The organism is Ferrimonas sediminum, assembly GCF_900100175.1.
GTDB classification, from domain to species: Bacteria; Pseudomonadota; Gammaproteobacteria; order Enterobacterales; family Shewanellaceae; genus Ferrimonas; species Ferrimonas sediminum.
Map to the genome: position 1 here is coordinate 1 of NZ_FNEM01000012.1, position 20,832 is coordinate 20,832.

Annotated in this window: 15 protein-coding genes and 1 pseudogene; 5 read left to right on the top strand and 11 right to left on the bottom strand. The window is 55.2% G+C overall.

What is annotated here, in order from left to right:
• Positions 1-217 (bottom strand): annotated as a pseudogene (locus BLT77_RS13355) (IS110 family transposase); the annotation flags it as partial.
• Positions 218-809: 592 nt separating this feature from the next.
• Between BLT77_RS13355 and BLT77_RS20055 the strand changes: the two are divergent.
• From BLT77_RS20055 to BLT77_RS13370, 3 genes are all read left to right on the top strand, one after another.
• Positions 810-1,046, top strand: a complete 237-nt coding sequence (locus BLT77_RS20055; RefSeq protein ID WP_143026637.1) for a hypothetical protein — start codon at positions 810-812, stop codon at positions 1,044-1,046.
• Between the two features lie 514 nt (positions 1,047-1,560).
• The gene (locus tag BLT77_RS13365) at positions 1,561-1,950 is read left to right on the top strand and encodes a hypothetical protein (RefSeq protein ID WP_090366137.1); all 390 of its coding nucleotides are present in this window, start codon (positions 1,561-1,563) and stop codon (positions 1,948-1,950) included.
• 531 nt (positions 1,951-2,481) lie between these two features.
• Complete coding sequence (locus BLT77_RS13370; protein ID WP_090366140.1) at positions 2,482-2,787, top strand: hypothetical protein; 306 nt, start codon at positions 2,482-2,484, stop codon at positions 2,785-2,787.
• Positions 2,788-3,084: 297 nt separating this feature from the next.
• Here the strand turns inward: BLT77_RS13370 and BLT77_RS13375 are convergent, their stop codons facing one another.
• Complete coding sequence (locus BLT77_RS13375) at positions 3,085-4,356, bottom strand: tyrosine-type recombinase/integrase (protein WP_090366142.1); 1,272 nt, start codon at positions 4,354-4,356, stop codon at positions 3,085-3,087.
• Between the two features lie 128 nt (positions 4,357-4,484).
• Between BLT77_RS13375 and BLT77_RS13380 the strand changes: the two genes are divergently transcribed.
• Together BLT77_RS13380 and fabA are read left to right on the top strand one after the other, a co-directional pair.
• Positions 4,485-6,182 carry a S16 family serine protease gene (locus BLT77_RS13380; protein WP_176819312.1) on the top strand — a complete coding sequence of 566 codons (1,698 nt, stop codon included), beginning with the start codon at positions 4,485-4,487 and terminating at the stop codon, positions 6,180-6,182.
• Between the two features lie 65 nt (positions 6,183-6,247).
• Complete coding sequence (gene fabA / locus BLT77_RS13385; RefSeq protein WP_090366147.1) at positions 6,248-6,787, top strand: bifunctional 3-hydroxydecanoyl-ACP dehydratase/trans-2-decenoyl-ACP isomerase; 540 nt, start codon at positions 6,248-6,250, stop codon at positions 6,785-6,787.
• Here fabA and BLT77_RS13390 read toward each other — a convergent pair.
• The 9 genes from BLT77_RS13390 to BLT77_RS13430 form a co-directional block, all read right to left on the bottom strand.
• Positions 6,784-7,266, bottom strand: coding sequence for a glutathione peroxidase (locus BLT77_RS13390; protein ID WP_028112777.1), 483 nt, complete (start codon positions 7,264-7,266; stop codon positions 6,784-6,786). The two genes, fabA and BLT77_RS13390, sit on opposite strands and share 4 nt — an antisense overlap.
• Positions 7,267-7,424: 158 nt before the next feature.
• Positions 7,425-7,601 carry a ribosome modulation factor gene (gene rmf / locus BLT77_RS13395; protein WP_084144401.1) on the bottom strand — a complete coding sequence of 59 codons (177 nt, stop codon included), beginning with the start codon at positions 7,599-7,601 and terminating at the stop codon, positions 7,425-7,427.
• A 205-nt stretch (positions 7,602-7,806) separates the two neighbouring features.
• Entirely contained in the window at positions 7,807-9,741 is a 1,935-nt protein-coding gene (locus tag BLT77_RS13400; RefSeq protein ID WP_090366150.1) for a DUF3466 family protein, read from the bottom strand.
• Between the two features lie 9 nt (positions 9,742-9,750).
• Positions 9,751-11,664, bottom strand: a complete 1,914-nt coding sequence (gene uup / locus BLT77_RS13405; RefSeq protein ID WP_090366153.1) for an ATP-binding cassette ATPase Uup — start codon at positions 11,662-11,664, stop codon at positions 9,751-9,753.
• Positions 11,661-11,894 (bottom strand): glutaredoxin family protein, encoded by a 234-nt coding sequence (locus tag BLT77_RS13410; protein WP_090366156.1) that lies wholly within the window; start codon positions 11,892-11,894, stop codon positions 11,661-11,663. Before BLT77_RS13410 ends, uup begins: the two co-directional genes overlap by 4 nt.
• Positions 11,887-14,007 (bottom strand): bifunctional 23S rRNA (guanine(2069)-N(7))-methyltransferase RlmK/23S rRNA (guanine(2445)-N(2))-methyltransferase RlmL, encoded by a 2,121-nt coding sequence (rlmKL, locus tag BLT77_RS13415; protein WP_090366158.1) that lies wholly within the window; start codon positions 14,005-14,007, stop codon positions 11,887-11,889. Before rlmKL ends, BLT77_RS13410 begins: the two co-directional genes overlap by 8 nt.
• A gap of 164 nt (positions 14,008-14,171) precedes the next feature.
• Positions 14,172-14,711 (bottom strand): cell division protein ZapC, encoded by a 540-nt coding sequence (locus BLT77_RS13420; protein ID WP_176819313.1) that lies wholly within the window; start codon positions 14,709-14,711, stop codon positions 14,172-14,174.
• Between the two features lie 201 nt (positions 14,712-14,912).
• Complete coding sequence (pyrD, locus tag BLT77_RS13425; protein WP_090366164.1) at positions 14,913-15,935, bottom strand: quinone-dependent dihydroorotate dehydrogenase; 1,023 nt, start codon at positions 15,933-15,935, stop codon at positions 14,913-14,915.
• A gap of 59 nt (positions 15,936-15,994) precedes the next feature.
• Positions 15,995-20,821 (bottom strand): NAD-glutamate dehydrogenase, encoded by a 4,827-nt coding sequence (locus BLT77_RS13430; RefSeq protein ID WP_090366167.1) that lies wholly within the window; start codon positions 20,819-20,821, stop codon positions 15,995-15,997.
• Positions 20,822-20,832: the final 11 nt, after the last annotated feature.

The window sequence follows — 20,832 nt, forward strand, 5'->3', positions numbered from 1 at the left end:
GATAAAGCCAGAAGCCACAAGGACCGGCTTCGTAGACAACACAGAGTTTATTGGCCTTGGCAGCCTGCTGTTTTAACAGCTTGTCGAAGGCTCTTAGGTTGGTGAGGATGGTTCCGTAGTAACACACGGCATCGCCCACCGTGTCAGAAACTAATGCAACATCAGTGCTTTCTTTGTGCACATCCAGCCCGACGAAAAGTGTGTTAGCTTTAACCATGTCGACCTCCTGCGGTGTTTGATTGCGTGATTCAACAAACAGTGTGGCTCTGGTTTTACTAATCCACGATAAAACGCAGGAGGCCGACACTCGCACAGGGAATCATGATGTCTAGAGGTTTCACAGCTAGGTATTTAGTAATATGCGTGTAGTTCAGTTATCTTGTCCAATTTTGATATTTTTGGCCCTTTTAATAAGCTGGGAGTCACTTTCCTGGCTTGGCGATGGTGCATCTGCAAGTACAGCCGGAGGTCTTGGGCTTTTGTTCATCTATGTAATTTTTCCGGTATTGGGTGTCTCAGCTTTGATGTCTGTTTTTTCAACAGCGTCTTTGCTGACATCTAAGCAAAGAGCATTTTATCGGATGGAGTCGAAAGGCTGGTTGACATTGATTGGACTAAACGGATTGTTGAGCACTTTTTTCATCATATTAGCAGCCTGGTTTGCGTTAATTTGGTACAGCAATACCTAACAAGACAACGTAGTCGGATCTTAGCCCGGCCGGATGTGCTCGTGCCTCGCGGAGTATAGCCGGGCAGTCTGCTCCCGCTAAGTGGAGCGTTAACACTCTATCACTCATAACGGAGGTTTTTTGAATATATTCCAAATGATGCGTACTGGTGAGCTACCCCCAATGGTTTTTGGGTTATTCCTTCAAGCTATCGCACTTGCGGGGCTTTGTTTTTTGCTGGCCAGAAGTAAAAACAGAAGTTGGAAATTAGCAGTTTTGGCAGGGGTCATACCAATGTTTAATTATTTGGCAGTCTTGTACTATGTTGGTGTTCCTAAAGCCGAGCTTTCCCAACCAGAGTCTAGCAACAATGGCTAACAACGCATAATTGCTTAATTCCGCTGTGTTAACCAATTAAGCGGACGTTAAGTTTCTACATGGAGATGGGAGAAAAATGGAATCAGTAGGTAATCAATTACAAAAACGAAACGAGAAAGGTACAGTAAAACTTGTGTTTGTACTTTTTCCCATTTTTACACTGCTATTTGGCTTTGGGGCTGGCTTACTATGGACCATGGGGGGCGGTGCAACTGACCCAGACCTCTATGGGACTTTCGCAATGATGGGCTTTCCTTTCCTTGTAGCGTTCATTTTGGTCACAGTCTACTACCTGAGAAAGATAGATAGATTGTGAGTCAGAAGCCGAGTAATTATGAGCCCTCTCCTCTCTGTAAAGACGATGTTGGCTTATAGGGAGCCATTGCGTGGTAGAGTGCATCGGTGCTTTACATGAAGCACCGTATTGCCTTGCTGGTCGATAATACAGAGGTATATCGGCCTGGCGGGCAGTTCACAACTTAGTTCGGCATTGGCATGCTAACGGGAAATCATAATGTTAACGATCTACTCCTATTACTTTGAAGAGTACCTGTTTAAATTCTCCTTCGAAGCAGAAGAGGGCGCAGGTGCTCCTCCCTGGCTAGACAGTGACGCGTTTCCACCCTTATCGCCACGCCAGGCTATCGACGCATCCAAAAATGCGGTGGCAGAAATGCTTAAGGCCTACCCATGGGCCGACCCTCAATTCAGTGCTTGTGCATTAAAGAGAACCACAGAGTCTGAAGGAGGGTGGTGGTACTACGATGTTGAGTGGATGGTGTGGCCGCCTGAGTGTGATGGCGGTGATCGAAGCGGCATAAACGTTCCGGTCATGCTCAATGGCCGAGTTCCGTCATTTGAGGTTTTCAAATACCAGGACCGCTTTAAAGCCTGGGAATCCTGAAAACTAGTGAGAGGTGTCGATAACCCAACACTCTTTCTGCGTTTGGGCCATCTCGGCGCAGTGTGATTGCTCTGCCGGAATTAACAACCGCCAGGCCATAAACAGGTGCGTTCCCGTGCCCGAATGGGTACAAGCTACCAAGAACGCAAATCTACTTAGGGTGACATTCATCAAACCCGAGTCCCGGGTACAGCCACAGGGCAGGGCGGCCGTTACCAGGCCAGCACCTCATGTTTTACTGCTGCGCTATTGGCAATGCCATTGGCGTCCTGTTTCTCATATCAAAGCGTTTCCTGGCAACGTCGAACCGGAACACTGGCTGGTCATCCGGCGATAAAATAACAGACCCGCCTGTTTCAGTACCGACAATCCTCCTTGATACAAATCACTAGTGCTTGCATCGTGGTTCAAAACCGGGCTTGTTAACGGCTCTTATGGCCGGACTTTGTCAGGCGCAGCGGTGGCCATTGCGACCAGCAACTATAATCCGTTGGTGTTTCAGCTATCCACAGACGGTTCGAGGACAACACTATGTCAGCACAAGATAAGTTAGGTGGCTATGCCAGTGGCTTTGGAAGCCTAGATGCTCAGGTAATTGGTGCCAATGTAACGGCCGACTATAAGCTTCTCGACAAAGATGGTGCTGTCTATGAAAAAGGAGATTTACCTCAATACATTACCGAGCTAAAAAAGCTCGGCGATGAGATGGTGATCTCCGATGTCATGGTCGATGGCGACCAGGCCTGGTGTAAGTGGCAAATCGGTGACATCACCGGCGCTGGCCTCATCCGTTTTGGTGACAACGGGGTAAGCCAGGAGCAGCTGTTCTATATATAGAGGTCTGAACTCCTGTCGCCATTGTGGCTGGCGCCAGGGGTAAGGCGTTGTCGCACACCGTTGAGACCGTGTACGGAGTCTCGACGGTGCGTAGGCAACGCGATGCTTGTTTTAAGTGGTCAGTAATCTGGGTAGAGCAGGCGCCAGGAATGAAAGGTACAGCAGCAACCGATCAACAGGCGCTTCGTTCTTCCTATATCATATTTACCATAATATACATTGTGCGCAATTGCGTATTGGTTGCGGGCCCTTGGAAACAGGTCCCGCATTTGAAGCCGATAAATAGCGTTATCGGCATTATCCCTGATTCGCCAGGCCATCCATGGGTTTACGCGCTGCGCTCTGATGCCGTTCAACCCGACTGGTATGCAGATACCGCGACGTGGTATCGATGCTGTCGTGCCTGGCGTCGGCCTGCACATGGGACAACGGCCGTTGGTGAATGTTGATGTCGTGGCTGATGCCGGTATGGCGCAAACTGTGGGTGGTCATGGTGCGCATCTCTGCCGCGTCCTGGCTGAGTCCATCGGCCTCGGCTTCATTAGCGGCGCTGGCAATGATGCCGTCAATCACTTCCCGTATCTGGCGAATTCCGAGATTGGCGTGGCGCACGCCGGCATCGCGTCCATGGGCTGACGCCTTATGACGCACAAACAATGGCGTCTGTTCGTCCGGCGCCGGTAACTCAGATAAGCCCAAATGGCCGCGATACTGCTTGAGTGCGGCAAGCAGCGCGTCGGAAACCGCCACGGTTCCCGATTTACCGGATTTGCTTAGCGGCACAAAAAAGCCCCAGACGCCGGTTTTCTTATCCCGCCGAAACTGGCCCATCACCGGTGAAAAACCGGGCCTGGCCGCCACCTCCGATATCCGCAGATAACAGCTGTACATCAGGCTGATTAAAAACCGGCTACGCTGATGCTCATCTGGTTGCTGCTCGGCCAGCCGGTCTACGCACGCCATCACATAAGACCATTGCAGTTCGCTAAAGGCTTTGAGGTTTTCATCGTCTTCCCGGGCCGTCAGGTGCTGTTGATTGTTCTTGTAGCGCCCGGCACGCAACAAAATCGCCGCCGGATTGCGATCGCCAAAGTCCACATCAATCAGATAGGAAAAGAATGCCGACAGCAGCGCCAGCTTGGTACGAATGGCTGAATGAGACAACTGATACGCCAGCTCCTGGCCCAGATCCTTCTTGCCCAGAAACGGTCGCCACTTGGGATTGGGCCGACGCTCGCCATCTTTAAGTTGAAACTGCGGCACATTACAAAAGCCGATCAACCCGGTTGGCGGTTGCTGACAAAACTCCAGGTAACGCGCCAGGCTGCGTCGGTCCACCTGTAAAATTGAACATTGCTCAACCTGCCACAACCAATGGAAAAAGGTCGTCAGTTCACTGCGATGGCTTTTGAAGTTGTTCTCAACGGCTTTTTGCTCCAGTAGCCAGTCGTAAGCCAACTCATAGGTCAGTCCGGCGTCTGACACCCCGCTTTCAATCTGTAACGCTATGTATTTATTGATATATTCATTAGGGTGATCGAAGTGTTTAAGGGTGTCAAACAATGGCATGGCCGGTGCGTGCGGGTTCACTAAGTGCGCCTTTTTACGATAACTGTATGAATATACAGTATCACATCACTAATCCGAGATCAGCCCCCTGCCCTTGGGTGCCATTTTGGCCGTTGAAGTGTGGTATATTGGCGGCTTTTCCGCTGATGGAGTACGGCCAGTTGGTCAACCGCCAAAGTTATCGCTTACTAGAGACCCAGCTTTTTCCACAATTTTCTGAGTCCGCCACCCCGAATGCCACGCTCGAGTACCCTACCCTGTTGTTGGGTCAGAGCCGGCTGATCGCCTGCTGGCAGGCGCTGTTGGCTCAAAGCGCCAATCATCTGTATTTATGCAACACGGCCGGCTTAAGCGGTCTGGCGGTGCTGAATGATTTGCAACAGTTGCCCTCATCATCGTCCCTGGGCAGTGCCAGCGGTCGCCAGGCCGGCACCGACACGGTGTCCGATTCTGTCGTGGTGGATCGCATCCTATCTCGTCAGGCGCTCTATGGTCACACTCATACCGATGGCAGCATCAGCACCGGTTTGCTGAGCCAGACCCGTTTGCTGGTGATTCCGGTGGAGTACCTGTTGGACCGGCCGTCGGTATGGTGGCCGCTGAAGCAGGCTCTGGAAACCGGCCACTACCCACAGGGTAACCGTTTATTGCCGGTACAGTGCCAGCTGGTGATCATCGGCAGCGCCGCCGATTACGATAACCTCAACGGTTTTGACAGCAACTTTTCCGATGTCATCAACCTCTACGGCGAATGCCAGCCTGAGATGGAAGCGGTAACCGCCGAACAGCAAAGCCAGTGGATGACCGCCGCCAACGCCGAATGCCAGCGACTGTGTCAACGCGATCTGTCGCCGGCCGCTGCCAAACGTCTGGCCCGCCATGCCAGCCGCCTGGTGGAGCACCAGGGGAAGTTCAGCTTGTCCTGGTCCGAGATCAATAAGCTGTTCAAGTTACTGGACGCCAACACCGGTGCCGAGGTCAGCGAGGATGAGATCATTGCCGCCCTCGCCCTGCAGAGCCAGATGCACAACGCACTGGAGGAGTCGTCCCACGAGTCGATCCGCGAGCAGATGGTGCTGGTGCAAACCCAGGGCCAGGCCGTTGGCCAGATCAACGGTCTGACTGTGGTGGATTACTGTGGCCACAGTTACGGCGAGCCGGCCCGAATCACCACCACGGTGCATTACGGCGACGGTGAAGTGGCGGATGTGGAGCGCAAGTCGGATCTCGCCGGCAACATTCACGCCAAGGGGATGATGATCCTGTCCGCCTGCCTGTACCGGCTGTTTGGCCGCGATGCCCCTTTGCATCTCAATGCCAACATCGTGTTCGAGCAATCCTACCAGACCATTGATGGCGACAGCGCGTCATTGGCGGAATACTGCAGCCTGATCTCCGCCATCGCCGATGCGCCCATTGCTCAGAATCTGGCCATGACCGGCGCCGTGGATCAGTTCGGTAACGTGCAGGCAATTGGCGGTATCAATCAGAAAATTGAAGGCTTCTTTCGGGTTTGCAACAGCCGCACCCTTACCGGAGACCAGGGTGTGATCTTACCATCAGCTAACATGCGTCAGCTGAATCTGAGTGATGAGGTAATTCAAGCGGTGCTTGAAAAGCGCTTCCATCTGTATCAGGTCGATAAAGTGGAGCAGGCGCTGGAGCTGGTCAGTGACATTCCCCTGGCCGAGGCGGATAAAGACAACCAATACCCGCAAGAAAGCCTGTATGGCAAGGTGCAACTGCGATTGGCTCAACTGGTCGGTGCAGGTGAGGAGCCACTGACACTGCTGGATCGCATCAAAGAGCGACTGAGACTCAGCTGATCGGAGTTGTTTAGTGAACACGTGTTCGCTAATCTGGGGGCATCTTAATTAGAGGATGTCGTGCTATGCAAGCTACTGCCGAGTTGCCCGTTGAGAAGGTCGACCAATTTAGCAAAGAAGAACTGATCGCCAGCGGCCATGGTGCCCTGTTTGGTGAAGACGCCCCGCGTCTGCCTAAGGACAACATGCTGATGCTGGATCGCATCACCCGCATCAGCGATACCGGCGGTAAGTTTGGTAAAGGTGAACTGATCGCCGAGCTGGATATCAACCCGGACCTGTGGTTCTTCGATTGCCACTTCGAGTCCGATCCGGTAATGCCTGGCTGTCTGGGCCTGGATGCCATGTGGCAGCTGGTTGGCTTCTTCCTGGCCTGGCAAGGCGGTAAAGGTAAGGGTCGTGCGCTGGGTGTGGGTGAAGTGAAGTTCACCGGTCAGATTCTGCCAACGTCGAAGAAGGTGACCTACCACATTCACCTGAAGCGCACCATCAACCGCAAGTTGATCATGGGCATGGCCGACGCCGACCTGATGGTCGATGGCCGCCTGATCTACCAGGCGACCGATCTGAAAGTGGGCGTGTTCCAGGACACCAGCACCTTCTAAAGCAGCGCGGCAATGTCCTTGTCGATCTGTTCCGGCTTGGTGGTGGGCGCGTAGCGCTTCACCACCTTGCCCTGTTGGTCGATCAGGAACTTGGTGAAGTTCCACTTAATCCCGTCCCCCAGCAACCCCCCTTTCTGCTTTTTCAGCCACACATACAGTGGGTGTGCCCTGCGGCCGTTAACCTCGATCTTGGCAAACAGCGGAAAGCTGATATTGAACTGCAGATCGCAGAATGAGCGTATCGCCTCGTCATCGCCGGATTCCTGGCTGCCAAACTGGTTACAGGGAAACGCCAATACCGAAAATCCCTTATCACTGTATTTCTGCTGCAGTTTCTCCAGCCCCTCATATTGGGGCGTAAAACCACAGGCACTGGCGGTATTGACCACCAACAGAACCTGGCCGCGGTATTGCTCAAATTCGATGGTGTCGTGTCGGTTGGATTGCGCACTGAACTGGTACACGCTGGAGTCGCTCATAGCCCTTCCCTGCTGTGATGAAAAAAATGTCTAATGCTTTGAGTGTACTCCGATTCTCGCCGCAATCCAGACCCGATACACGCCCGCGAATGCCAGCCTGGCATCTGCCACAAAAAAGCCCCCGTAAACGGAGGCTCATGTTAGACGAACTGCGAATTCTACTTGTTAAACATTCCGGAAACCCGACTGTCGATGGCATCACGCCATCCACCCAGCCACATCATTTTGGCGTCCATCGACTGATAGGGACAATTCTCTTTTGAACGCCCTGACAAACCTGCTTGAAACCCACGTGCTTGTGCTCTTTCCAAACGATCCCGTTTTTGTCTCTTCATTTAACGCTCATCCTTCTTTTTTGCCGTCTACAGGTTGAGGAGGCTAACGCCTCAGTCACCACTATTGGCGATTTTTTGCCAGGGTTCAACCCCCATTTATGACGACAGAAAAGATTTTCAGTTAAATTACTGAGAAAAAACGTACTATTTTATGCAAAAAAAAGAGGAGCTATGCTCCTCTTCTGGTTGTGCTTGAGTCTACGCTTTAGCGGCGGCGGCGGAACCAGGCCAAAGGCAGCAGTGCCAATACCCAGCCCAGTGGCAGCGAAGCGCCGGAGCGCTCGTTCGGCGTGGAGTCGCCGTCGGTTTCCAGCGGAATGGTACAGCTGCTGGCACCGCCGTTGGCGCGCATCACTACCGGACGCGGCAACTGATCGGTAATCGGCTTGCCGAAGCCATCGGTCTCGATGACGATCTTGGTGACGGTCTCACCGGTTTCCGGGTCAGTCACCTCTTCGGTCACCACCTTGCCATCTTCCACTTTTACTCGCGGCAACTGCACCAGCGCGGTACCGACAATGTCACCGTTGTCGTTAACGCCGTTGGCCTCAACAATGGTGAAATCCGCCTCGTAAGTAATGCTCTGAGCGAAGGTGGTGTCATCGGTGATCATGAACTTCGACCAGCGATTGCCTTCGTCATCCACCACACTGCCGTTCTCATCAGCCACATAGCCGCGAGAGTTACAGGTCAGCAGGTTGTTGAGGTTAACAAATGCATTGCTGTCACCAGCTTGGTCGGCCGCATAGTCATACACAAAGGCGTTGCGGCGGCGAGGCAGCTGCGCTTGCACATCCACCTCAATGTTACCGACCACCAGACCATTGCTGTTGATGTCTTTTGCCAGCGACGACAGGTCAGTCTGGCCGCCGGGGTTAAAGTCGCTCGGTTCGGTGTAATACTCTTCATCGGAGTTGACGTCGTACACCCAGAACTTGGTTCTCGGGTAGCCACTGATGTAGCGCTGAACCGTGCCGACGGCGATGCCGTTGTCGTTAATGGCGGTCGCGGTAGAGCCGCGTAACCCTTCGATGTTCAACTTGCTGGGGCTGACGATGGTGCCGTCCGGCATCCAGATCTGGGCCCAACGGTAGGACATCAGGTTGTTGCTGTCGTTACGCTGGTTGGACTCGCCGACCACCACGCCGGCGGCGTTAATGCCCAGGCCCATGGCGGTGTACACCGTGGTGTCGCTGTCCAGTGGCGTAAACGGCAGATCCAGGGTCTTGGTCAGGGTCGCGGCTCCGGTGGCCGGATCCAGCTGCCAAACGGCCGGACGCACCTGGTATTGAACGGTGCCACTGTTCTGTTGCGCCTGAATACACACGTCCATCGGGTTAGCGGTGGTCGGGTTTTCCAGGAAGACGTTCCAACAGCTGTCGATCACGTCCTCTGAGCCGCTGGCCAGGGTGGTGCCGACGTAACCGGCAACCTGGTCCAGGGAGTTGACGGCGGCCGCCACCGAGTAGCCACCGATATCCACGGTGGACGAACCGGACACCTCTGAGGTGTATTCGGTGTAAGGGGGAACAAGCTGGGTCTCGTTGCCACCGGATTGAACCACGCCGCGGGCATCAAAATCGCGAACGTAGAAGAACGGATCTTCATCGCCTTCGTCCGGGGTGGGATCGGCCACCTTGGACTGGGTGCCCGACGTGCGCCCTACCCGCACATCACCGTCGGCCTTAATGCCGAAGTAAAACGCGTCGGAGGTGGCGTCGTTTTCGGTGTCATCCGGCGCACTCTGGTTGTTGATCGGGCTGTGAATCGCAGTCCAGCCGTTGCCTTCATTAATCTCGTAGGCAAAGTTATTGCCCTGAAACGCGCGGCTGATGTCCGGGCTCAATGCATCGACGGTGGGGAAAATCACGTCTTCCACTTCGCCGATAATGCCGTCGTCTTCTACACCAGAGGTGTCGTTCACGCCTTGGGCAATGCCCAAAACCACACCCTGGTTGTTGATGTCGCCACCATAGCCGTTACGAGTAGCAGGCAGCTGGCTGGATGACAAAGAAAACATCTCATCCAAATTGACGATTTCGTAGGCGTTCCATTCAACGGTAGCCGCCTGCGCGCCCCATGCCGTCATCAGGGCCATCGCCAGGGTGGTTTTCTTATAGTTACACTTCACTAGGCTCATTCTTTCCCCTTAGCCTGAATTTTGCATTGTTTCCAGCTCTTCCCATCGGCTGAAACACTGTTCCAATTCTTGTTCATCCTGAGCCAGTTTTGCCAGGATGCGGTTGGTCTCATTCGGGTCCTGGTCAAAGAACCCGGAAGCCGCAATCTGTTGTTGCAAGGCCTCAATGGCCTCCTCGAGGGCCTCCATCTTAGCAGGAAGCGCGTCAAGTTCACGTTGTAATTTATAGGAAAGCTTCTTAGCTTTAACCGGCTCCGATTTTTTCTCCTCTTTCGCCGGTTTATCAGCCACTTCAGACGTTTGTTGCTGAAGTTCTTCGCCAAAGAACCGGGCGCCGAGGCGATGGGCGTCGCTGTAACCCCCCACGTACTCGTGCCATAAGCCATTACCACCAAACCACCAGGTACTGGTGACCGTGTTGTCGATGAACTCACGATCGTGAGACACCAGCAGCAGGGTGCCGTTGTACTCCGCCAGCTTGGCTTCCAGCAATTCCAGAGTTTCGACATCCAGATCGTTGGTGGGTTCATCCATAACCAACAAATTTGCCGGCTTCAGGAACAGTTTTGCCAGTAACAGTCGATTTTTCTCACCTCCGGAGAGGCTGCGAACCGGGCTGCGGGCCCGGGCCGGCGCAAACAGGAAGTCCTGCAGGTAACCCAGTACATGGCGATCCTTACCGTTTATGGTGACCGTCTGCTTGCCTTCGGCAACGTTGTCCTGCACCGATTTATCCAGATCCAGATCGGTACGATGCTGGTCAAAATAGGCCACTTCCAGTTTGGTGCCCTGCTTCACTTCACCTTGTTGCGGTGCCAGTTCACCCAGCAGCAGCTTAATCAGGGTCGATTTACCGCAGCCGTTAGGACCGATCATGGCGATGCGGTCGCCACGGGTCACGATGCGGTCCATCGGCGCGACAATGGTTTTGTCCGGCCAGGAGAAACCCAGCCCCTTAATGTCGAACACCAGCTTGCCGGACAGGCTGCTGCCCTCCATGCGCATGTTGGCATTGCCCTGACGGCTCAGGCGCTCGGCCCGCTCCTGACGCATCGCTTTGAGTGCACGCACCCGGCCTTCGTTACGGGTACGGCGCGCCTTGATCCCCTGACGAATCCAGGTCTCTTCCAGAGCCAGCTTGCGGTCAAACTCCGCCGCCTGCTCCTCTTCGACCCGCAGCGCTTCCTCTTTGGCCACCAGGTAGTGGGCGTAATCTCCGGGAAAGCTGCTGAGCTTACCGCGATCCAGATCCACAATCCGGGTGGCGGTGCGGCGAATAAAGCCACGGTCGTGACTGACAAACACGATGCTGCCGGCAAAGCCTTTGAGCATCTCTTCCAGCCACTCGATGGCGTCGATATCCAGGTGGTTGGTAGGTTCGTCCAGCAGCAGCACATCCGGCTGACGCACCAGCGCCCGTGCCAGGGCGGCCCGGCGTTGCCAACCGCCACTGAGATCGCCCATAGCGGTGTCGCCATTGAGGTTCAGTCGGCTCAGGGTCTGGCTGATCTGCTGCTCGGCGCCCCAGGCACCGTGCTCCTCCATCTGCTCCTGCAACCGGTGCAGCTTCGACAGGTTCTTGTCACTGGGATCCTCGGCCACCAGCAGACTCAGGCTCTGGTAGCGTTCCAGCAGTTCTCCCACCTCTGCCAGTCCCTGGGCCACATAGTGGTAGACGCTGCCCTGTTGCTGACGTGGCGGATCCTGAGGCAGGTAGGCAATCTTGATGCCGGTGTCCATGCCCAGGGTACCATCGTCCATCTCCTGCAAGCCCGCCAGGACTTTGAGCAGACTGGATTTGCCGGCGCCGTTACGGCCCACCAGACACACCCGCTCATGGGACTCGAGAATGAACTGGGCGTGATCCAGCAGTGGCGTGTGTCCGAAGGCCAGTTGGCCATTGTTGATTCTGATTAGGCTCATGATGATTGGTCGTCTGTAAACTGCGTCAAAGTCAGGGCGTCAAAAGGCCAGCCCAGTTCGCGGCCACTGCTGTGGCGCAGCACCGGAATCCGTTCGCCATACGCCGCTACCCACTCGGGGGAATCGATGATGTCCTGGCGCTGAACCTGAAGCCCGGCCTCGTTCACCAGCGCCTGGGCCAGTTCACACAGATGGCAGCCATCGGTATGAAACAGGGTGTACTCAGGCATGCTCCACCAACCAGGCGTTGTGAATGTGCTTGTTGCGGGCGAAGTCCGGCGACATGGTCTTATCGCTGATGTTCTGAGCCTTCAGGCCCAGATCGGCCAGGCCGTCCAGATCCATCTTGAAGTTGCGCTTGTTGTTGGAGAACAAGATGGTGCCACCGGGACGCAGCAGACGCTTGAGATCGGTCATCAGCCGCAGGTGATCCCGCTGAATATCAAAGGTGGTGGCCATCCGCTTGGAGTTGGAGAACGTCGGCGGATCGATAAAGATAAAGTCGTACTTCTGGTTGCAGCGCTCCAGCCAGGCCAGGCAGTCGGCCTGGATGAACTGATGCTGGCGTCCCTTGATGCGATTCAGCTCGAAGTTCTCTTCGGCCCAGGCCAGGTAGGTCTTGGACATGTCCACCGTGGTGGTACTGCGGGCTCCACCCAGCGCCGCGTGCACCGATGCCGAGCCGGTGTAGGCAAACAGGTTAAGGAAATCCTTCCCCTTGCTGTGCTGCTGAATGTGGCGGCGGGCCAGGCGGTGATCCAGGAACAGTCCGGTATCCAGGTATTCGGTCAGGTTGACCTTAAAGCAGGCACCGTACTCCATCACGTTCAGATCGATAGAGCGGGACTTCTGTTTCTGATACTGGCTCTTGCCCTTCTGGCGCTGACGGGTCTTAAGCACGATCTTGTCCGGGTGGACATCCAGCACCTGAGGAATTTGCCACATGATGTCCACCAGTCGCGATTTGGCCTTGGCTTCATCCACGGTTTTTGGTGGCGCGTACTCCTGCACCACCACCCAGTCCTGATAACGGTCAACGGCAACGTTGTAATCAGGCAGGTCCGCGTCGTACAGCCGGAAGCTGTCGATATCCTCGCCCTTGAGCCACTTGGCGCGCTGCTTAAGGTTTTTCTTGAGTCGGTTACCAAACTCTTCCCCACCCCGAGGCTGGGCCGGTTCGCTGGACTCCTGCTCCTGGCGGGCGCGAATCTGGTAGTTGGCCAGTTTCACCTCCAGGTTGGAGTTAAACAGCTTGTACTCTTTGTCGCTGCGCATCCGCAGGGCGTTGAACAGCATGTCGTCGCTGCACAGCAGGCTCAATCTCCAGTCGCCCCAGTGACCGCGCAGCGAGCGACCGAGATCGGAATAGAGGCCAATCATGCCGGACAGGTTACCCAGACGTTCACCGTAGGGAGGGTTGGTGACGATAAAGCCAGGCTCTTTGACTTCGGGACGGGCCTTGAGGGCATCCTGCTGGCTGAACTTGATCAGTTTATCGACTCCGGCCCGGGCAGCGTTTTGCTTGGCGATGCCCACCACCCGGCTGTCCAGATCGGAACCGATGAAGCGGGTCTTGCAGCTGCGGGCACCGCGGTCGCCACGAACCTGGGCTTCGTTGGACAACTCCTCCCACAGCGTATCGTCGTGGCCCTTCCAGGCGTAGAAACCCCAGTGTTCACGCTGCAGCCCTGGCGCCTTGTCCGCCGCCATCAATGCCGCTTCAATCAACAGGGTGCCCGAGCCGCAGAACGGGTCCACCAGGGCCTGATCCTGATGCTTGGTCCAGCCACTGCGAATCAGCATCGCCGCCGCCAGGTTCTCCCGCAGAGGCGCCTGACCGTGATCCAGGCGGTAGCCGCGCTGGTGCAGTGGTGCGCCGGAGAAGTTCAGACCAACGGAGAGCCGACCGCCTTTAAGGACACAGTCGATCTTGATGTCCGGATCGGTCTTGGTGATGCCGGGGCGTTGACCGCTGTCTTCGCTGAAACAGTCGACGACCGCGTCTTTAATCTTGAGGGCGCCGAACTGGCTGTTGCGCACTTCGCGGTTGGTGCCATGAAAATCCACCATAAAGCCGCGCAGGCTGGAAAACAGCGACGGCCAGTGAATCTCTTTGACCTTGTGGTACATGTCATCGGCATCGGTGATCTCGAAATCACTGATTACCATCACCACCCGGCTGGCCAGGCGGGACCACAGGCAGATGCGGTATGCGGTGGCAAGATCCGCCTGGAAATGGACAACCGCCAGGCCCTCGTGGACCTCTTCGGCTCCTAGTTGGTTAAGTTCATCGACCAACAGGTACTCTAGACCCTTGGGTACGGCGGCGTAAAAGCGCTTCATGGCATTCCGGCAATTAAGATACAAAACACCCATTATACCTTGATGGCGGGCGTTCGTACCGCTCAATTACCCGGATAGTGATGCAAAATGCACCAGTTGTGCCTTAGAAGCTAACTGACTGACGAAAAAGCGCGAAAGGATCCGCCGAGGGACGCCACGGGGGATCAGGCGGCGGAGTGGGCCCGTCGTTTCGCCAGTTGCGCCGGCACCAGTCGATCGTTCATCACCTTGATGGGCTGGAAACAGGGCAGCGTTTTACTGGCAGACAGCGATAGCGGTTCGGACAGCAGCATCACCAGCGAGCTGCGCTCTTCCGACTGCACCACCATAAACAGGCCGCTGCCCAGGTCGGTGTCCAGTTGACACAGTTTACCCACACGGCTGTAGACGATGTTATTGCTGTGGTGGAAGTACCAGCTTTTCGGCATTCTCGGCAATGCAAAGAACGCCAGCGCCGTGGCATTGATGGCAATCTGTACCTGCTGCGGTTCCGACAGGGTCAACTGATTGCCCAGTTCGGACAACAGCTGGGTATAACAGTCGGCATGCTCGGTACTGAATACCATACCTTGCAGGGCATCGGGAATAATCTGACTGGCGTCGTAGGGAGTGACAAACACCATCTCATCCCCCAGGTCGAGTGCTAACCTGGAGTGTTGCGGTTCGAAGAACCAGCGCCAATTGACCGTAGGCATGAGCAACATGAGTGGCATCCTTATTTACTGGATGAAAATTATACTAATATAAAAATTAAGCTTTGGGCAAGAAATAAAATAAATTATTTTAACGATCAATTATATATCAAGGGGATCTCTTATTCGATCCTTTTTGGATCGCCGATCGCAAACCTTGGAAAAAAGAAAGGCCGCAATAATGCGGCCTGACTAATATTTGATCAATTAAGGTTATCTTTTAAGAAAAGCCTCGGTGATCGATTTAATTAAGCAGGGACCATTATAAATAAAGCCGGTATACAGCTGTACAATTTTTGCGCCTGCATCAATTTTGTCCATCGCATCCTTGTCGCTGTCGATCCCCCCTACCCCGATGATTGGCAATCTGCCATCGAGGTATTCGGCGGCTTTACGAATCACTTCGGTAGAGCGCTGGGTCAAGGGTGCGCCGCTGAGTCCGCCAGCTTCACTGTGCTCAGGCAGGTGTTTAACCGGATCGCGGTCGAGGGTAGTATTGGTGGCAATGACGCCATCAAACTTAAATTTCAACAGTGCATCGCACACCTGTTTTAATTCCTCATCGCTCAGATCCGGGGCGATCTTCAATGCGATGGGTACGTATTTATCAAACTGTTTAGCTAACACTGTTTGGCGATCTTTTAAGCTACCGAGAAGATCATCGAGCATCTCACCAAATTGCAGAGTTCGCAGGCCGGGAGTATTGGGTGATGAGATATTGACCGCAATGTAGTCGGCAACGTCGTACACCTTATCCATGCAATACAGGTAATCGTTCTTGCCCTCTTCCAAAGGCGTGGTTTTATTTTTACCGATATTCACACCAATAATGGCATTGCCTGGATTACTGGCTTTGATGTTCTTAACCAGATTATCAACGCCCTTATTGTTAAATCCCATACGGTTGATGATGGCCCGCGCCGGCTTTAACCGGAATGCCCGCGGCTTGTCGTTACCCGGTTGTGGCCGTGGCGTAACGGTACCGACCTCGATGTGACCGAACCCCATGGCGGCAAAGCCATCGATGCTTTCACCGTCTTTGTCCATGCCGGCGGCCAGGCCGACCGGGTTAGGAAAGGTGATGCCCATACACTCTACCGGTGCTGAAGGGACAGTCTGGCTGTAAAACACAGACAGCGGGGTATTAGCGGTATGACGCAGGGAGGTGATTGCAAAGTTATGAGCAAACTCAGGACTGGTCTGAAATAGAAACTTCTGCGCAATCTTATAAAACAATTTTTTTTCTCCTTCCTAAAAAAAGCCCCGGTAGAAACCGAGGCTTGATTCGCTAATGATTAACCATTGGTATCACAACGCATGATCAACAGGTTGAGCTCCCGTAGGGCAACAGAGAATTTTGCAAATTCATGTGTTTTGGAGCTGTGGAACTCTGCCATCATGTGTAGCCATCTATCCAAGGTTTGTTCGTTTGCCTCAACCCAGAGGTTGATGATGTTGTCGGCCTGGCATTCGCCTTCGCAGTTACGCAGTACCACCGAGGTCAGCAGTCGCTGCTGCCAATCCAGATCTTCCCGGAAGGCGGCCCGCGCCAGTGCCTGCCAATGGTTGCTGACCGGCTGCTCGCTGATCTGGTTCAGGAACCAGTGCAGTTCGATGCCGGCACCGAGCTTGAAGTAAGTCTCGGCCACCAGGGCAACCGGCTTCTTTTCTGACTTGGCGACTTCGGCAATGTCCAGCGCTGAGAACAGTGTACTCAGATGCGACATGCGTCGCGCCAGCTCGACGGACACGCCCTGTTCTACCAGTGCGTCTTCGTCCTTGGCCAACTGCGCCACTTCGTCCTCCACCAGGAAGCGATCGAAGCCGGCATCCAGCTCCTCCACCACACCTCGGTAGAAGGTCGATACCGCTTCAATGCTCAGGCTGCGGTTACGATGACGCAGGAACCAGCGGGTTACCCGGCGAATGGTGCGGCGCACCTGCGACAACAGTTCGCTCTGACGGTGGGCATCCACGTCGTCCTGAGCGTTGATCTGCTGCTTAAGATCTACGAGATCAAATACCTGACAGGCAATAGAGTAACATATCGCGACCTCTTCCACTGCGGCCCCTGTCTCATCCTGCATACGCTGAATGAAATTAAGCCCCATGTCATTGATGATGTCGTTGGCCAGGTCGGTAGCGATGATCTCCCCACGCAGAGGGTGTTTGCCCATCTGCTCGGCAAAACGCTGTTGCAACTCTTGCGGGAAGTAGTTCACCAGGCGGCGAGCCAGGAACTCGTTGTCGGTGATCTCCGGCGATACCAACTGCTCCTTGAGCACCATCTTGGCGTACGCTACCAGGACCGACAGCTCCGGCCGGGTCATGCCGACACCGGCAACCAGGCGTTCATTGAGTTCATCTTCGTTGGGCAGGAACTCCAGCGACCGATCCAGCTTGCCTAATTTCTCCAGATGCTGCATAAAGCGAATCTGCTCTTTGAGCTGATCGGCGTTGTCCACCTGGGTGACCGAGATGCTCTGAGCCTGGTCGCGGCAGTCGCGCAACACGATTTCGGCCACTTCGTCGGTCATCTTTTCCAGCAACAGGTTACGCTGCTTAACGGTCAGATCTCCCTCTGCCACCAGTTGGTTCAACAGAATCTTGATGTTGACCTCGTTATCGGAGCAATCCACGCCCCCGACGTTATCGATAAAGTCGGTGTTGATGCGACCGCCGCTGATGGCGTATTCGATACGGCCTAACTGGGTCAGCCCCAGGTTACCGCCCTCGCCCACCACCTTGGCCTTGAGATCGCCACCGTTGATGCGCAGCACGTCGTTGGCGCGATCGCCCACATCGGCATCGGTTTCACTCTTGGCCTTCACATAGGTGCCGATGCCGCCATTCCACATCAGATCCACCTCCATCTTCAGCAGATGGCGGATCAGTTCATTAGGCGGCAACTGGTTCTTGGTGGTGCCGATCATCGATTTGATCTGCGGCGTCAGTTTGATGGACTTGGCGCTGCGGCTAAAGATGCCGCCACCGGCGGAGATCAAGGTGATGTCGTAGTCTTCCCAGCTGGAGCGCGGCAGGTTAAACAACCGCTCCCGCTCCACGTAGCTGTTTTCGGCGTTGGGGGCCGGGTCGATAAAGATGTGCTGATGGTTAAACGCCGCCTTCAGGCGAATGTGACGGGACAGCAGCATGCCGTTACCAAACACGTCGCCGGCCATGTCGCCAATCCCCAGACAGGTAAAGTCGGTGGTCTGGCAGTCGACACCCAGTTCGCGGAAGTGGCGCTTAACCGATTCCCAAGCGCCGCGGGCGGTGATGCCCATCTTCTTGTGGTCATAACCAAACTGGCCACCGGACGCAAAGGCGTCACCGAGCCAGAAGTCATAGCTTTCGGAGATGGCGTTGGCGATGTCGGAGAAGGTTGCGGTGCCCTTATCGGCGGCCACCACCAGGTAGGGGTCGTCCTCATCGTGACGCACTACCTGCTTCGGTGGCGTCAGTTCACCGGCGACGATGTTGTCGGTGATGTCCAGCAGCGCGCTGATAAAGATCTGGTAGCAGGCTTTGCCCTCCGCCAGCATCTGTTCCCGCTCGGTCGGCAGGTTTTTGCACACGAAACCGCCCTTGGCCCCGGAGGGAACGATAACGGTATTCTTAACCTGTTGCGCCTTTACCAGGCCCAACACTTCGGTACGGAAATCTTCGCGGCGATCGGACCAGCGCAGTCCACCCCGGGCGACTTTGGCCCCGCGCAGGTGCACCCCTTCCACCCGTGGCGAGTACACGAAGATCTCGAACTTAGGCAGCGGCAGTGGCATCTCGGGAATCATCGCCGGCGCGAACTTGTAAGAGATGTAGCTCTTTTCGCCGCCGCGTTCACAGCGTTGGTAGAAGTTGGTTCTCAGGGTCGCCTGCATCAGTTCGATGAAGCGGCGAATAATGCGGTCATCGTCGAGGTTGTTGACATCGTCCAGGTAGGTATTGGCCAGCTCTATCTGCCGCTCCAAATCCCGCTTGGCTTTCGAACTCGGGTTGAATTTGCGATCAAACATCTTCACCAGCAGGGTGGCGATGTGCGGGTAATGGCTCAGGGTCTCTTCGATGTAGCTCTGTGAGAAGGTGCCATCAATCTGTCGCATGTATTTGGCGTAGGAGCGCAGCACACTGGCTTCTCGGCCGCAGAGGCCGGCGGACAGAATCAGCCGGTTAAAGCCGTCGTCTTCCAGTGCGCCGGACCAGACCTTGGCAAAGGCATCCTGGAATCGCTGCTGTGAGGCATTGATGTCGGCGTCGATGTTGCCGGACAGGGTCATGTTGAAGTCCAGCACCCAGTACACCTGGCCGTCGGTGGTGTTGATGCAGTATGGGCGCTCGCCAATGACCCGCAGGCCAAAGTTTTCCAACATCGGCAGCACGTCGGACAGGTGGATGGGCTCATCCTTGTGGAACAACTTCAGGCGCACGTGGTTGCTGTCCAGCACCGCTTCCTGTGGCTGGTAGAACAGCATTCCCAGATTGTGGTCGTCGCTGAGCTTGGCCAGTTTGGCCACATCCACCACCGCCGCCGAGGGCAACACATCCTCTTTGTAGCTACGGGGAAATCCGGGAATGTAGTTGTTGGCGATCGCCTTGCCCTTGGCCTGGCCAAAGGTCTTGCGCAGCGCGCTGTCGACCTTGTCTTCCCAGGAGCGGGTCAGCTCAACCAAGTTGGTTTCCAACTCAGTGACATCAATATCCATATCGTTATCTTCCACTTTAACCAGGTAGTGGGTTCGGGCCAGGGTTGACTCGGAGAAGAAGGTGGTGAACTCCACGTCCTCCTGAGTCTGGAAATACTCCGCCAGCAGCTGCTGGGTATTGACGCGCAGCTGGGTGTTATAGCGGTCTTTAGAGACGTACACCATGGCCGAGATAAAGCGACCAAACAGATCCTTGCGCAGGAACAACCGCACCTTGTCGCGGTCCTGCATCTGCAGCACGCCGAGGCCGAATTCAAGCAGTTCCTGCTCGGTAGCCTGGATCAGTTCGTCCCTCGGGTAGGTTTCCAGCACGTTCATCAGTGCTTTGTAATCGTGAGACTTCGGTGCCAGCTTAGAGCGCTGCATCACCCGATCCAGTTTGCCGGACAGCAGCGGAATGCCTCTGGGGCTGCGGTTGTAGACGGTAGACGCGTACAGGCCGATGAAACGGTCTTCGCCGATCACCTTGCCCTTGTCGTCGAAACGTTTGACGCCGATGTAATCGATGTAGGCCGGACGGTGTACCCGGCTCTTGGAATTGGTTTTGGTCAACACCAGCGGATGCTCGCTCAGTGCTTCACGGCGGGCGGCCTCGGGCAGGGTCGACAGCAACAGATTTTCTCGCCCGCTCTCTTTGGAGCGCATCATCCCCAGCCCGGTTTCCATCAGCGGCACCAGTTCGATGTCGCCGGCCACTGCCTTGAGGTCGTAGCGACGGAAGCCGAGCAGAGTAAAATGGTGATCCAGCAGGAACTGCATGAATTCAGAGCTTTCTTTATGCTTGCCCTCGCTGTCTGTGGCAATCATCTCCTTGACGGTTTCGGCCATCTGGGCGCGCATCGCTTCCCAGTCGTTCACCGACGACTCGACGTCGGCAACCACCGAGTTGAGTTCGTTCTCCAGTCCGGAGATCTCCTCCTGGGTGGTGAGGTTATCCACCTCGATCAGGAATACCGCGGTACGTTCATCCTTGGGCTTGGCGTCCGCCAGCGACCGCAGGGCTGTAATGCGCCCCTCTTTGTTGCGGCTGATGGCCAGCGGCACGTGAATCAACAGATGCGAGGTCACACCGATGCGATTCAGGGCCATGGACACCGAATCCACCAAAAATGGCATATCCGGTTGAATCATCTCAACCACGGTGTGGTTGGACTGCCAGCCGTGGGTACTCTGGGCCGGGTTGAACACGCGGTTGAACGCCGATCCTTCGGTTACAGAATTGAGGCTGTTCCAGAGGCTGAGAATCGCGCCATAGAGGTCGCTGTCGCTGCGGGCATAAAGATCGTCTCGGGACAGGGTCCCGTAGAGAGAGTGCGCGAAACTTTCCAGAAGCGTGGCTTCTTTTTTCGGCATGTTGTTGTGGATGAGGGCCACAACGTTGTCTAGAAGAACGGAAGGGATGGAATCGTTATTAGCCATGTTGCTTATTC

Bases quoted from the DNA above. Each gene is read 5' to 3' on its own strand.
- rmf (WP_084144401.1), bottom strand. From the start codon at position 7,601: ATGAAGAGACAAAAACGGGATCGTTTGGAAAGAGCACAAGCACGTGGG.
- BLT77_RS13365 (WP_090366137.1), top strand. From the start codon at position 1,561: ATGTTAACGATCTACTCCTATTACTTTGAAGAGTACCTGTTTAAATTC.
- BLT77_RS13430 (WP_090366167.1), bottom strand. From the start codon at position 20,821: ATGGCTAATAACGATTCCATCCCTTCCGTTCTTCTAGACAACGTTGTG.
- BLT77_RS13370 (WP_090366140.1), top strand. From the start codon at position 2,482: ATGTCAGCACAAGATAAGTTAGGTGGCTATGCCAGTGGCTTTGGAAGC.
- BLT77_RS13410 (WP_090366156.1), bottom strand. From the start codon at position 11,894: ATGCCTGAGTACACCCTGTTTCATACCGATGGCTGCCATCTGTGTGAA.
- fabA (WP_090366147.1), top strand. From the start codon at position 6,248: ATGCAAGCTACTGCCGAGTTGCCCGTTGAGAAGGTCGACCAATTTAGC.
- BLT77_RS13400 (WP_090366150.1), bottom strand. From the start codon at position 9,741: ATGAGCCTAGTGAAGTGTAACTATAAGAAAACCACCCTGGCGATGGCC.
- rlmKL (WP_090366158.1), bottom strand. From the start codon at position 14,007: ATGAAGCGCTTTTACGCCGCCGTACCCAAGGGTCTAGAGTACCTGTTG.
- uup (WP_090366153.1), bottom strand. From the start codon at position 11,664: ATGAGCCTAATCAGAATCAACAATGGCCAACTGGCCTTCGGACACACG.
- BLT77_RS13420 (WP_176819313.1), bottom strand. From the start codon at position 14,711: ATGTTGCTCATGCCTACGGTCAATTGGCGCTGGTTCTTCGAACCGCAA.
- BLT77_RS13390 (WP_028112777.1), bottom strand. From the start codon at position 7,266: ATGAGCGACTCCAGCGTGTACCAGTTCAGTGCGCAATCCAACCGACAC.
- BLT77_RS13375 (WP_090366142.1), bottom strand. From the start codon at position 4,356: ATGCCATTGTTTGACACCCTTAAACACTTCGATCACCCTAATGAATAT.